The sequence below is a fragment of the Acinetobacter sp. F-1 genome (genome assembly GCF_022869025.1).
Taxonomy (GTDB): Bacteria; Pseudomonadota; Gammaproteobacteria; order Pseudomonadales; family Moraxellaceae; genus Acinetobacter; species Acinetobacter pseudolwoffii.
In genome coordinates this window covers 47,487-61,370 of sequence record NZ_JAJKFX010000017.1, presented here as the reverse complement: position 1 = coordinate 61,370, position 13,884 = coordinate 47,487, and the positions used below count along the sequence as shown (strand labels likewise).

The 13,884-nt window shown below is 44.5% G+C and carries 10 protein-coding genes; 6 read left to right on the top strand and 4 right to left on the bottom strand.

The annotated features are described in order from the left end of the window. Positions 1-2,829 (bottom strand): type VI secretion system Vgr family protein (locus tag LOZ91_RS13300; RefSeq protein WP_244783381.1); only part of this gene is annotated, 2,829 nt, incomplete at its 3' end. A 245-nt stretch (positions 2,830-3,074) separates the two neighbouring features. On the opposite strand from LOZ91_RS13300, the gene LOZ91_RS13295 reads away from it, so the two are divergent. Further along, entirely contained in the window at positions 3,075-4,229 is a 1,155-nt protein-coding gene (locus LOZ91_RS13295; RefSeq protein WP_244783380.1) for a methionine aminotransferase, read from the top strand. 128 nt (positions 4,230-4,357) lie between these two features. Then, a complete protein-coding gene (locus tag LOZ91_RS13290) occupies positions 4,358-5,722 on the top strand; it encodes an MATE family efflux transporter (RefSeq protein WP_244783379.1) in 1,365 nt (454 codons plus the stop codon). Positions 5,723-5,819: 97 nt separating this feature from the next. Here LOZ91_RS13290 and LOZ91_RS13285 read toward each other — a convergent pair whose 3' ends face one another. After that, positions 5,820-6,668, bottom strand: coding sequence for an SDR family oxidoreductase (locus LOZ91_RS13285; RefSeq protein WP_074383703.1), 849 nt, complete (start codon positions 6,666-6,668; stop codon positions 5,820-5,822). Between the two features lie 223 nt (positions 6,669-6,891). Between LOZ91_RS13285 and LOZ91_RS13280 the strand changes: the two genes are divergently transcribed. The 3 genes from LOZ91_RS13280 to phoR all read left to right on the top strand — a co-directional run bounded on the left by LOZ91_RS13280 (position 6,892) and on the right by phoR (position 9,913). Continuing rightward, positions 6,892-7,569 carry a TetR family transcriptional regulator gene (locus tag LOZ91_RS13280; protein ID WP_005173788.1) on the top strand — a complete coding sequence of 226 codons (678 nt, stop codon included), beginning with the start codon at positions 6,892-6,894 and terminating at the stop codon, positions 7,567-7,569. 249 nt (positions 7,570-7,818) lie between these two features. Beyond that, positions 7,819-8,529, top strand: a complete 711-nt coding sequence (gene phoB, locus LOZ91_RS13275) for a phosphate regulon transcriptional regulator PhoB (protein WP_005094589.1) — start codon at positions 7,819-7,821, stop codon at positions 8,527-8,529. Positions 8,530-8,554: 25 nt separating this feature from the next. Then, entirely contained in the window at positions 8,555-9,913 is a 1,359-nt protein-coding gene (phoR, locus tag LOZ91_RS13270; protein ID WP_244783378.1) for a phosphate regulon sensor histidine kinase PhoR, read from the top strand. A gap of 39 nt (positions 9,914-9,952) precedes the next feature. Here the strand turns inward: phoR and LOZ91_RS13265 are convergent, their stop codons facing one another. Continuing rightward, positions 9,953-10,603, bottom strand: a complete 651-nt coding sequence (locus LOZ91_RS13265; RefSeq protein ID WP_005094592.1) for a glutathione S-transferase — start codon at positions 10,601-10,603, stop codon at positions 9,953-9,955. 163 nt (positions 10,604-10,766) lie between these two features. Next, the gene (locus LOZ91_RS13260) at positions 10,767-11,714 is read right to left on the bottom strand and encodes a pirin family protein (protein ID WP_159138890.1); all 948 of its coding nucleotides are present in this window, start codon (positions 11,712-11,714) and stop codon (positions 10,767-10,769) included. A gap of 510 nt (positions 11,715-12,224) precedes the next feature. Here LOZ91_RS13260 and LOZ91_RS13255 point away from each other — a divergent pair. Further along, positions 12,225-13,574, top strand: coding sequence for a GGDEF domain-containing protein (locus tag LOZ91_RS13255; RefSeq protein WP_244783377.1), 1,350 nt, complete (start codon positions 12,225-12,227; stop codon positions 13,572-13,574). Positions 13,575-13,884 lie beyond the last annotated feature (310 nt).

Below are 13,884 nucleotides of genomic sequence, written 5' to 3'. Positions count from 1 at the left end.
TTCTTCCAACTGAATTCCATGCTCTCCCACATCAAACTCATCTTCTATATCAGGCACTTTAAATTCCAAATCTTCAAAGCTACTAGACCATTGTTTAAATCCTACTAATGCTTCATAAGCTAATGATTTTTGAAAAATAGATAATTCAGACTTACCCTTTAAATCAGTTTTACCTTCCCATAAAATTTCCTTATTTTCAGGTGTGAACATAGTTACCTCTGCACCTTCAATTCCTGTACCGCCCAAACTAGTAAATAAAAAATCTACAGCATATGGACCAATTTTAGGCAACTCAGGTAAATCATAAAAAGTTTTAGCCCCTCCCATAAAACTATGCTGCCCCGCCTTACACTCAAATTTCCCACCAGTTGTGACACACACTCCACTGCTATTAATCTTTATTTGAGACCCTCCTGCGGTTAGCAGGATCTCTTTCGGACTGGTGATCTCAATCTTGTCTTCAGTTGAAATCAGCTTAATCACCTTCCGTGCAATTGCTTCGATGGCATCATCTTGGGCCTGTATTTCAATTTTACCTTTGCCTGCATATAAGCGTGCTCCGTTCTGAGCAGCAAATAGGCTGATCTTGTGCTGCGCATGTGCAATCAGAGACTGTTGAGTCGATAGATGGATATTTCCCCCTGCACTGTAATTTATCTGCTGGTCTGCAGATAAATGAATATTTTCATTTGTACTCAGCGCAATCGAATGTGGTGCCGTTAATAACATAACAGCCTGTTTAAATGCAGTGGCTTTGCTCGCATCTTCAGCTTCTAGTTGATTCAGAAATTGTTTTAAGCTATTAAAAAGCTCAAGCGGATCAGTTTGCTGAGCTTCTGCCATGTCACTCAGAACTTTGGTGTTATTCAGATTTGATTCCATCTGGTTCTTGGCAGGCTTAGCATCCAGGTGATTACCTGCTGCTGTATCTTGCGAATAGGTCGAAATCAGTAAGCCTTGCCCTGCTCGTACTGCCCCCCACTGATCTGTCCTCAGTTCAAACCCTTCCCCACGACCTTCACTCGATTCGGTTTCTTTAGAATAACTGAGATTTCCTAAATTCAACTGGCTAACCCCATGACTACTGTGTAACTGCGCACTAATCTGATCCGTCGTATCATCAAAACGCAGCTGGTTGAAACCCTCACCCTCTACTTCTTGGGAACGGATCCCACTGAGTTTTCTGGTGGCTGGTAATTGTCCCTTCGCATCAAACATCACTGGATGTCGTTCTGCTTCGTGAATCCGTCCCATAACAAAGGGCCGATCGATATCGCCTTCAAAAAAATCAATCACCACCATTTCACCAACTCGTGGATGCAATCTGACTCCATAACCTTCACCAGCCCAAGGGGTTAATACATCAATCCAGGCCGAATCGCTATCATTGTCATTGCTGCCTGCACCGGCATCATGTTGATGGTCATCGCTTCGGGTAAATAGAAAACGAATTTTCACTCTTCCCCAAGCATCGACATGGATTGTTTCACCTTCAGGCCCGACCACTCGAGCTCGCTGCGGATATGCAGCGGGGCGATGTACAAAAGGCTGATATTCAGGTACGACCGGAATGTCACGGCGGACGATATACAACTCATTGGCCTGCCGTTCTTCCTCCGAAATTTGCCAATCACTTTGACCGAGCAAGCTGTCTAGCTGCAATAAAATATCTTTAGGTAAATTATTCTGGTTATAGAAGCGTTTACCCAAAATCAAAAATTCACGCTCATGCACGGGATGCTGATCAATTTCAGCATGCTGTTTTAATTCAAACCAATACCCGACCTGAGCATCACGTACACTGCTGCTGGCTTTAAAATATTTGGATTGCAGCGCATGATAATGATTGAGCTGCTGATTCAGTCGTTCCAGTTGTGCCGTACCAGATGCCGTCACCTGATCCTCGGCATTCAAATCACCTGTCCAGGCCGGACTAATGTTCCAGGCATCTTCAAGATTCAGACTGGCCGTATCCTGCACGCTACTTTGCTGATGAGTATTTAATAAGGACTGGCTTTGATCCTGCGCAAGGTGCTGCGCTTGCCAGCGCTGGGTATGGGTACTGTTGGAATTAAGCTGACGTACGGCAATCAGACTGGTCAGCGTATCAAACTGCTCGGTGGCATGACTGCGATGGAAGCGGATTGAACGGCGTTTTAAAGCTGAAAAGGCTTGAGAATGATCGATTAAACGCAGGTTCTGCGGCTGAATCTCAGTAGCGGACACCGGAACAATGGAGTGCTTTTCATCAATCAGCCAGTTTATTCCTTCACTACGCCATAAACGTGTTAAAAAATCATAATCCGACTCATTGGACTGCATCACAAAAGGGCGTACATCGTAATCCCGATTTAATCCGGTCAAGTCAAGACTAAGACTGGCTGCAAATAATGCACTTCTGCTTTGCCATTCACTAAATAATATTTCACTGATTTCGCGCACGCTCTTATTCATAAACACCCGACTATTACGGCGTTTGTGCCAGAGTGCAGTAGCATCCTGCATGGTCAGTTTATACAGACTCAAGGCACCGTCGCTGTGTCCCTGACTGGCTGCGGTAATAATGCCACTGGTTCGAAAAAGTTCGCCACGATCTGTCACCTGATCTACTGCCACCTGACAACCTATAAATTGCTTTAAAGCAAGATTGGCCTGCGTAGAAAGGCAGATCAGTTCTGCCTGCAGACCCTGATTAATCTGATGCTGGCCATCAACCCGCTGAATCAGGACCTGATGATTTAAGGGCAGATGTGAAAACTGCAGATGCAGCACACGATGCTGCCGGTTCAGCCCAAGTTGCTCCAGTAGCAGATGAATATGTTTTGGCATTTTATAGTTATAGTTTTAAGCATTATTATTGTGGAGCAAATTCTAGGAAAAGTTGTCCATTTCGTCCAGCTCAGTGTGCATTTCACATAATTAGGCATTTGATTTTCAGTAATTCAATTGCACCTATTCAATAAATCTCTGAAAAATAGAAGTAAAAATAATGCCAAATATTTCAGAATTTTCTGATTATCCAGAGTAGAACTTGCTGCTACACTGGATTCAATCTTATTTTCAAGGCCAAGGACATGCTGGAATTCCCCTCTAAACTGCCTGATCTAGGCATCACGATTTTTAGCACCATGTCGGCCCTGGCACAAAAACTCGGCGCATTGAACCTTTCACAGGGATTTCCAGACTTTCCTGCGCCACCGGCATTGATTGAGGCTTTGAGCCGGGCCAGTCATAACGGATTTAACCAGTATGCACCTGGAGATGGCTTGCCGATATTGCGTGGGCTGGTGGCCGATCTGTATCGACAGCGCGATCAGCTGAGCATTGACCCGCTAGAAGAGATCACGATTACTTCCGGCGCCACAATTGCGATTTTTTGTGCGATTCAGGCCACAGTTCGTGCGGGTGATGAAGTGATTATTTTCGATCCGAGCTATGACAGTTATGCACCTGCAGTACAGCTGGCTGGTGCAACGCCTGTACATATTGCATTACAGCATCCAGAGTTTTCTGTGGACTGGAATCAGGTGAAAGATGCCATCAATAAGCGTACCCGCATGATTGTGGTCAACACTCCTCACAACCCCAGCGGTAGTGTCTGGTCCAGAGCAGACTGGCAACATCTGATTGAGCTGATCCGTGAGCGCAATATTGTGGTGTTATCCGATGAAGTCTATGAACATCTGGTTTTCGACGGCGTTCAGCACCATTCAGCCTGGTCATTTCCTGAACTGCGCGAGCGTAGCTTCGTGATTGGTTCTTTTGGTAAAACCTTTCATGTCACCGGCTGGAAAACCGGTTTTTGTATTGCGGCACCGCCACTCATGAAAATGTTCAGACAGATTTATCAGTTTGCCAGCTTCTGTGGCGTGACTCCGATTCAGGTGGCTTTGGCGGAATACATGCAACAGCATCCTGAACATATACGCGAACTTTCACGGTTCTATCAAAACAAACGTGATCTATTTAATTCATCAATTGAAACATCACGTTTTAAATGGACGCCCTCTCAAGGAACTTATTTCCAGAATCTCGATTATTCGGCTATCCGGCCTGATTTAAATGATGTAGAGATGTGTCATTTTCTGGCAGAGCAACACGGGATCGTGGCAATTCCAGTCTCTGTGTTCTACCAGCAACCGCCTACCAATTTACGTCTGCTCAGGTTCTGTTTTGCAAAAAAAGAACAGACCCTGATTCAGGCAGGTCAAATTCTTTCAAAGGTTTAATTCAAATTTTAACTAAAATTCTTATAAAATAAATGCCTTAGTTACTTAAAAGCTAAGGCCTTTATTCCTGCTTTATTCAATAATAGCAACATAATTAAATAGATGAAAAATCAATAACAGGATAGGGCATGGCACAGCAATCACTGATCCAACAACAGAATTTATGGAAGGCCTTTCTGGTATTTCTGTTGCCATTAATTGCAACCAACATCCTGCAAAGCCTTTCAGGTACGATTAATACGGTTTTTGTCGGGCAAATGCTGGGAGTCAATGCTATTGCTGCGGTTGCGGTATTTTTCCCGATCCTGTTTTGTTTGATGGCTTTTGTCATTGGCTTATCTGCCGGTTCTACTGTACTTATTGGACAGGCCTGGGGCGCAAAAAATATCGAAAAAGTGCGCTGTGTGGTCGGTTCAACTTTATTTATGACCTTGATTAGCGGAAGCTTGATCGCGCTGTTTGGTGTGATTTTTGCCGAAAATATCCTCTTGGCGCTCGGTACAGATCCGGAGGTGATGCATTTATCCTTGCCCTATGTGCAATGGATGCTGGCAGGTAGTCCCCTAATTTTTATTTATATTATTTATACCTCTATCTTGCGCGGTGTAGGCGACAGCACCACACCGCTGTTTGCTTCCGCACTCACCATTGGCGTGGGCTTGGTAGTCACCCCGATATTAATTGCCGGATATTTTGGCTTTCCCCAAATGGGCATTATCTCGCCGGCAATTGCCACCATTTTGGGTAATCTGGCCGTATTGTTGTTTCTAGTCCTGTATTTAAATTATAAACAACATCCGCTCAGGCTCGACTGGGCATTATTAAAACATATCCGCCATCAGCCTAAATTAAGCAAAATTATTTTAAGTCTGGGCGTTCCGACTGGAATACAGATGATCACGACTTCTGTCGCAGGTCTGGTGATTGTCGGCTTGGTCAACCGCTATGGCGCAGAAGCAACGGCTGCCTATGGTGCGGTCAACCAGGTGTTAAATTATATCCAGTTTCCTGCTCTGTCGATTGCGATTGCAGCTTCTGTGTTTGGTGCACAAGCGATTGGTGCAGGAAAATCCGATTTGCTGAATAAAGTCACACGGACTGCACTCAGTATGAATATTCTGTTTACTGGCGGTTTGGTGGTTTTGGCCTATCTGTTCTCAAAATATTTAATGGCACTGTTTATTACTGATCCTCAGGTCGTGGTGCTGGGTCAGCAACTTTTATTCATTGTGCTTTGGTCTATTTTATTCTTTGGTGCCAGCGCCATTTTTGCGTCAATTATGCGTTCAAGTGGTACGGTAACTGCACCGATGCTGATCAATATTTTTGCAATTCTCTGTATTGAAGTTCCTGCCGCTTATCTGTTTAGCCGGTGGTGGGGGCTGGAAGGGATCTGGTATGCCTATGCATTGGCCTTTGTCAGCATGTGTATTTTGCAGGGACTGTATTATCAGTTGGTCTGGAAGAAAAAAACCATTAAAATATTGGTTTAGCTTCATTATTTTACATGCCTACAGCCTTACAGCAACTCACTCCTGATCTACAATAAAAGATTAAAAACCCGCTTTTGCGGGTTTAATATCCAATGATTTAAGCAGATTTTTTCTTCTTTTTGCCGAATTGGCTTGCCAGTGCAGTGACATGCTGATAGCCGCTTGGTAAGATCCGTTGAATCAAATCAACAGCTTTGGCATCGTTACCAATTAATAAACGGCGTTTGTCTTTCTGTACCGCCTCCAGAATCTGACGAGCGGCTTCTACTGGCGGGCAACGCAGCAGTTTATTAAAATTACGGGCGGCTTTTTCCGGATTCATGCCCAAGGTCAGCATACTGTCATTCATTTTCGCAGCATTGGCAATATTGGTACGGATTCCCCCCGGATGTACACAAAGTGCACTCACACCGCAATTTTGCAGATCCAGTTCCTGACGCAAGGATTCGGTAAAACCACGCACTGCAAACTTGGTCGCGTTATATGCCGACTGGGTCGGCTGCGCGGTTAAACCAAACAGACTGGAAATATTAATCACATGACCATCGCCGGTTTTCTTGATTAAAGGCAAAAATTCTTTGGTGCCATACACCACGCCCCAGAAATTAATGTCGACGATCCATTCCAGATCTTCATAGCTCGCACCTTCTACGGTGCAGCCAAGTGCCACGCCGGCATTGTTAAAGATCATGTTGACACTGCCATGATCCTGCTCCACCTGTGCTGCCCAGCTGCGTACCTCTTGTAGCTTGGCCACGTTGACTTTTTGAATCGTCACCCGAACATCACTGCCCTGCAACAATTCAACCGTTTGTGCAAGTCCCTGTTCATTAATATCACTTAGTGCCAGATGACAGCCTTGCTGTGCCAGCAAAACTGCCAGCTGCTGACCGATCCCTGAACCGGCACCGGTAATGGCAGCGACTTTATTCTTAAAATTTTTCATTGAATTTCCTTATGTAAATAACTGCTCTTCCATGACAGCAGGATCTTGTTCTGTTGTTTCAGGAGTTAGCACAGATCCTCAATATAATTTTGACAATATAGATTGTCAATAATTATCCGATATCCTTAGCGGCCAAATTTCTCTGCTGAATTTCGACATAGGTCAAAGCGTGATTTATTGCTAAGATATTCAAAATCTTCATGCAGATGAGTAGCCAGGCCTTATGACCGATTCAATCAATGCAGCAGCACCATCACGACCACCCAAAAGCAAGGAACGTCAGTTTAAAGGCCTGTCGATGGCTGAGCGACAGCAGGTACGTCGTGAAAAGCTGATTGAAGCCGGCATTGAAGCTTATGGCAGCCATGGCTTTTTTTCAGTAACCGTAAAAGATATCTGCAATGAAGCCAAACTGACCGAACGTTATTTTTATGAATCTTTTAAAAAAAGTGAGCACCTGTTTCAGACCATCTTTTTAAAACTGATTGATGAACTGCAACAGAATGTCATGCAGGCCATGATGCAGGCATCCACTGATCCGAAAAAAATGATTGAAGCGGGGCTAACCGCCTTGCTTAGCACCTTGCGTGACAATCCGCGTATGGCACGGATCATTTATATTGATGCCATGCTGGTGCAGGAGTTGCATAATCAGGCCACCATTCATGAAACCATGTCGCGCTTCGACCGCATGATTCATGCCTTTGTCATGTTAATGATGCCGCAGTTAAATCGTAGTGAGCAGGAAATTTCACTGGTGTCGACCGGGTTAAATGGCTATGTCACCCAAATTGCCATTCGCTGGGTCATGAGTGGATTCAAGCAGTCACTTGAGGAAGTTTTATCATCATGCAGTGTGGTATTTTTGGCATTATTGGAGTCATTTTCCGACAAAAAATAGCTGTTAAATCGAAGGTTTAATCAGATTTTCTGCATTCTAAAACAGGTTGCTAATTTCTGCTGAAGCACCGATAAAAGTAAAATTAATTTATGATTTTTTAACAAGTTTCTTTACTAAAATTGTCACAAATCTTTGCGAATTTCAACAGTTTTTCCCTTTCTGCAATGATACTGTCATAATTAGTCTTTGTAATAAGCCTGTCATAAATATAAAACGGTTCACCGTTTACATGAAATAGGGTATTGCGTTGTGAAAGATGACTACATATTAATCGTCGATGACGAACTCCCGATTCGGGAAATGATCCATACCTCTCTGGATATGGCCGGTTTTCAATGCTTACAGGCCGAAGATGCCAAGCAGGCGCATCAGATGATTGTGGATCAACGTCCGGCACTGATTTTGCTGGACTGGATGATGCCGGGCGGGATCAGCGGTGTAGATCTATGTCGTCGTCTGAAACGTGATGAAAGCCTGTCAGAAATTCCGGTGATCATGCTGACCGCACGCGGTGAAGAAGACCACAAAGTACAAGGTCTGGATGCCGGTGCCGATGATTACATGACCAAGCCGTTCTCGACCCGGGAACTGGTGTCACGCATTAAAGCTGTCCTGCGCCGTGCCAATGCACTCAGCGGTGAAAAAACCATTGATGCCAATGGCCTGATTCTGGATCCGGTCAGTCAGCGGGTTAATTTTGGCGATAAAATTCTGGAAATGGGGCCCACTGAATACCGTCTATTGGCGTTTTTTATGACCCATCCGGAACGTGCCTATACCCGTGCGCAATTACTGGATCAGGTTTGGGGCGGCAACGTCTATATTGAAGACCGTACTATTGACGTCCATATACGCCGTTTGCGCAAAGTGCTGGAACCTTATGGCGCAAACCGCTATGTACAAACCGTACGTGGAACCGGTTACCGTTTTTCAACCCGTGCAGATGTGGCTTTAGGTTAACGTCTTTTAAGGTAAATCTTGTTTTATGTATGAACCCTACCCTGTCCCCGAACTGGCACGTGAGCACAAAAGAATCCGTTACAGCAGTTTATGGGATTTTGCCAAACAGGATTTACGCTTACTGGCTTTTTTCCTGATCATCGCCAGCCTTATCGGTTTTGGGATTGGGTATTTCTGGATTTGTATCGTCATTGCCTTTGTGGCGTTCTTTAGTACCCAGATGCGCTCTTTATATCTGGTCAATGAATGGATTTCTAATCGCCCTTATGATGTTCCGCCGAATATCGGCGGGATTTGGGGCGCACTGTTATTTAATGTTTATCGCGCTCAGCGGCAGGAACGGATTGTGCAGGCAGAAATGGTGGAACTGATCGATCGAGCACAGTCTTCACTGGTGGCCTTGCAAGAAGCGGTGGTTTTAATTGATGAAAGCCAGCAGATTGAATGGTGGAATCCAGCCGCCGAACGTCTGCTCGGGATTTCCAGTGATGACCGTCGCCGTAATATTTTAACTTTGCTGCGCCAACCGAGTTTTATTGAATATTATCATCATATTGATGAGTCACCAGATGGCCTGAAAATGCGATCTTCGCTATTCGAAGATCATTATGTCCAGGTCAAAATGACCCGCTTTGGTGGAGAAAGCCGGGTACTGGTCGCCTATGATGTGACCCGGATGCACAATCTGGAACAGATGCGTAAAGATTTTGTCGATAATATTTCGCATGAGCTGCGCACGCCTTTGACCGTACTCAGTGGCTATATTGAAACCTTTACCGACCAGGAAGATATCAATCCGCGCTGGAAACGCGCCTTTGATCAGATGCAGTCGCAGACCCGACGCATGAACGCGCTGGTGAATGACCTGCTACTGCTGTCACGTCTGGAAAATGACAAAAATATTGCCAAAAACCAGATCATCGAAATGCCAAGCCTGATGAATCAGCTATTTGATGATGCACAGGCCTATAATATCGACTATGGGCATACCCTGAATCTGGACATTGACAGCCATTGCGATCTGATCGGTTCAGATATGGAACTGGCCAGCGCCTTTAGCAACCTGATCACCAATGCGATTAAATATACGCCTAAAGGTGGAATCATTACCATGGGTTGGCATGATGATGGTGAATCTGCCTATTTTGTAGTGGAAGATAACGGCATCGGAATTGATCCCAAACACTTGCCCCGTCTGACTGAACGTTTTTACCGGATCGATTCAGATCGTAGCCGGCGCACCGGTGGCACCGGTTTAGGATTGGCAATTGTTAAGCATGTCCTGATGCAACATCAGGCACATCTCGAAATTGAGTCCAAGGAAAACCAGGGTTCCACTTTTAAGGTAATTTTCCCTAAAGAGCGCCTCAGCTTTCCAGACTGATATCCCCCATTAAAAAAGCTGCCATCGGCAGCTTTTTTTTCAGGATGCTATCTGTTTTTCTTTGGCCAGTGCACGCGCATAGGCTGCACGTTGCGATACCCGTTTCAGATAAGCCTGAATCGCTGGATAACTTTGGCCAGTCCGGCTTTGCATGGCCTCCAAAGGAAAACTCATCTGAATATCGGCAAAACTGAAATGTCCGGCAAAATAATCATGTTCGCTCAAATAGCGTTCCAGAAACTGGATATGATCTTTTAAGCGGCTTTGTACAAACTGTTTCTTCACCCCCTCACAAATTTTCTTGGCTACTGGTCGAATCAGCAAAGGGGTATGTTTCGGTACAGTGGTCATCACCAGTTGCATCACCAGCAGTGGCATTAATGAACCTTCTGCATAATGCATCCAGTAACGGTACTGGGCCTTATCGGCAGGATCTTCTGGGCGAAACTGCTGCTGTTCATCATAGCTTTCCTGTAAATACTCCAGGATCGCCGCAGATTCCGCCAGTACCTGCTCCTGATCGGTCAGAATTGGCGCCTTACCCAAAGGATGAATCTGTTTTAAGGCCGGCGGCGCGGAAAGATTAGGCTGGCGCTGATAATATTGCACTTCATAATCCAGTCCTAACTCTTCCATGGCCCAGAGAATACGAAACGATCGTGATTGTTCGAGATGATGTAAAACACGCATATTAGACTCATGATTTTATTGTTCTTGCTTGCTGAGCATAGCAAAAAGCAGCGGAATGTAGCGCAATTTTTGATGACTGTAATGCTCTGTTCCCTAGGTTGCAGATTTGCCATTTTCAGTTCAAATCCGACAGGGTTCCATCCACCCCTGCAATTCTGATCGTTTATCTGGAAGCACGCATCCGGTCTGGAAATGCGGGAGCTTCTAAACGTGGTCCATCATAGGCCGGAATCGAACCGAAGCGTTCATGGCCTTCAATCCATTGTTGCCGCGCAATTTTAAGTTCCTCGGTGGTACGTCCGACCAAATTCCACCACAGTAAAATCGGGCTTTCAAATGGTTCACCACCAATGAGTAATACACGGCTCCCGGCATGAATATCAGCATTAACCTGCTCTAATCCCGGTTCAAGGATCAGCATGTTATCTTCCGTCAGTTCATGCCCATTAATGCTGGCCGTGCCCTCAAGTACCATAAAACCATATTCAAATTTTGGATTCAGGGCTAAGCTCGCACTGGTACTTTCTGCTGCATACAGGTCTACCCCGAGCAGTTCACTATGCACTTTTACCGGTGAAACGGTTTTTAAATATTCACCGACTAAGACGGTAAATTCGATGCCCTGATCATGCACTACCGGCAATTCAGGATAATGCTCAAAAGCCGGTGCCATATTGATCTTGTCATCCGGTAAGGCAATCCATAACTGCGCTGCATGCATATGCGTTTCGCTTTCTGGAGAAACTTCCGTATGTGAAATGCCATAGCCCGAGGTCATCAGATTGACCTGTTTGGGACGAATCAGCTGCTGAGTACCTAAACTGTCATTGTGCATCATGGTGCCTTGCAGCATCCAGGTAAAGGTCTGCAGACCAATATGGGGATGTGGCCCAACATCTAGGCCATCGCCTTGTGGAAAGCTGGCCGGACCGGCATGATCCAGAAAACACCAGGCACCAATCATGCGTTTATGTCGGCTGGGCAAGGCACGTTTGATTACGGTACCCTGTCCGATTTCGGCACGGCGTAAAGGGAATTCCTGAATAAACTGATTGACATATTTTTCACAATCATCCGAATTGGACAGTTCAATATCACTATTATTCGACATGGCTGAGCTCACCTCGGCATTTTCATTCTAAATCTTAAATTATATGAAACATTCTTCCCTTGGACTGCTGCAAGATGTCTCCCTATTCAGGACAATGTACAGGGTCTATTTGCAAAATCTATCTTTGGAAATATTTAGATACGTATAAAACCCTTAACATCGCTTGATCGATCTAACTCCTGTTCAAGCGATCAAACCTGAATTTCGCAGTGTAACAGCCTGAGTGGAAGTGGCTCAATGCTGATTAGGGTGCTCTCAAGCCTGCGCTAGAAGCCATTTCGACATTGCTGGCCCAATTACCCAATGTTTCACGTGAAACGAATGATTTTAATTTAAAAATTAAAGCAATTAAAAATTATTTTTATGGATTTCAATCACTTTTGTAGCTAAAAAATATAATTTTTGTTACGTTTAAAGTCAAATTTAAGTCAGATACCCAATTTTAGGGAGGTTATTTTTCATCCAATCACGGCATAATAGGCACCTATAAAAATAATACTGGACCAGGACATGTCTGCTCAGCATGAGAATATATATTCAACGGCGAATATATCTTTTCAAAACTCGATGACCGATAAATCACTGAAATTATCTGAATGTGATCTGCAAAACCGTCAGCTGATCGAACAGGCGCTGACAGATCCTCATGCCCGTATTCCTGCCGCGTTTCAGCAATATTTTCACGATTATGTCTATACGCATAGTCATACTAATTTACGTCAAATTAACTATCTGGCACAAATTGCCTTTTTGCTGTATTTCTTTGCCGATATTCTGGTTATTCCAGACATGTTTTTTATTTCTGGTCTGATACGCGTCATCTTGGTTCTAGGCGCTATGCTTTGCTGTTATTACTTGTTTAACACATATAAAAACATTCAGATTCTAGATAGAATCCTGCCGATCGCCACCACTGTGGCTGCAGCTGCATGGATTGGCCTGCTGGTGCTTTCAAGCAGCCCCCATGTTGCTACCTATATTTACGCCTCTGCGATCTTTATTCTCATCGCCAATCTGTGTATACAGACCCAATTTAAAGTTGCGGTCTATTGTTCCATCTTGATTGCCCTGTTTATCATGATTGGAGTGACCCAGTTAATGAGTGCATCTCAAGCCTTTATTTTTACTGTCGTGTTTAGTCCACTCTGGTTTTTTAGCATTTATATTAACTGGAATAACATTCTGAATGTACGGCGTTCCTTCCTGCGCTCTTTGCTGGACGAATGGAACTATCAAACCTTAAAAAATCTGGCACATACGGATGATTTGACCCAGTTATACAACCGCCGCCATTTTGTCGATATGGCTGAACGTTCTATTCATCAATGGCCCAAACATGCCAGCACCTGCCTGCTGATGTTTGATGTCGATCATTTTAAAAATATCAATGACAACTATGGGCATGACATCGGCGATCGCGTACTACAACTGATTGCTGAAGTCACCCGTAAAGAAATGCGCCATAGCGATGTACTTGCACGTTTTGGTGGTGAAGAGTTTATTGCTCTCTTGGAAGATACCCAGCTGCCAGACAGTCTGGTGATTGCAGAGCGAATTCGTTGTGCAATTCAGAAACAATTTGTTTATGCCAAACCGAACCAGCCCATTCGTTTTACCATTTCGATTGGTATAGCAGAACTGGAGTCGCCTACGCAAAAGCTGGAGGAGCTGATCAAGCAAGCCGATATCGCTTTATATCAGGCGAAAAAATCAGGCCGAAATCGGATTGAAGTTTATCATTCCAAAATGCTGGAAAAGCCCAAACCTGCTCCAGCCAATCCCTGGAATGCCTTTAAGCCCGTGACCCAGCAAGGTCATTCAAAGGCCAATCAAACCAAGCAGTTCTGGTCCGCCCTTTAAATAATGAAATCAGGAATATTAGTGAAAGCTTAAATTTTTATAAACTTTACATGGAAAAGTTGCATATTCTATCACGAAGAAAAAATCCTCATAAAAAAGAGCACCGAAGCGCTCTTTTTTATCGGGATATCTCCGATCAACCAGATATTTACCACGTGCATAGCGCTTGGCATCATTCAGGCAAGAAACCGTGCTTCGTGAAATCCCTCACTGCCGCGAGCATAGCCTTTGCCGTAATTTAGGCAAAAGCCGTACTCCTTGAAATCCTGATTGGCGCAACCATAGCCTTTGCCGTAATTTAGGCAAGAAG

Excerpts from the sequence above, each read along its gene's own strand:
- LOZ91_RS13260 (WP_159138890.1), bottom strand. The coding sequence starts at position 11,714 with ATGTCGAATAATAGTGATATTGAACTGTCCAATTCGGATGATTGTGAA.
- phoR (WP_244783378.1), top strand. The coding sequence starts at position 8,555 with ATGTATGAACCCTACCCTGTCCCCGAACTGGCACGTGAGCACAAAAGA.
- LOZ91_RS13295 (WP_244783380.1), top strand. The coding sequence starts at position 3,075 with ATGCTGGAATTCCCCTCTAAACTGCCTGATCTAGGCATCACGATTTTT.
- LOZ91_RS13280 (WP_005173788.1), top strand. The coding sequence starts at position 6,892 with ATGACCGATTCAATCAATGCAGCAGCACCATCACGACCACCCAAAAGC.
- LOZ91_RS13285 (WP_074383703.1), bottom strand. The coding sequence starts at position 6,668 with ATGAAAAATTTTAAGAATAAAGTCGCTGCCATTACCGGTGCCGGTTCA.
- LOZ91_RS13265 (WP_005094592.1), bottom strand. The coding sequence starts at position 10,603 with ATGCGTGTTTTACATCATCTCGAACAATCACGATCGTTTCGTATTCTC.
- LOZ91_RS13290 (WP_244783379.1), top strand. The coding sequence starts at position 4,358 with ATGGCACAGCAATCACTGATCCAACAACAGAATTTATGGAAGGCCTTT.
- LOZ91_RS13255 (WP_244783377.1), top strand. The coding sequence starts at position 12,225 with ATGTCTGCTCAGCATGAGAATATATATTCAACGGCGAATATATCTTTT.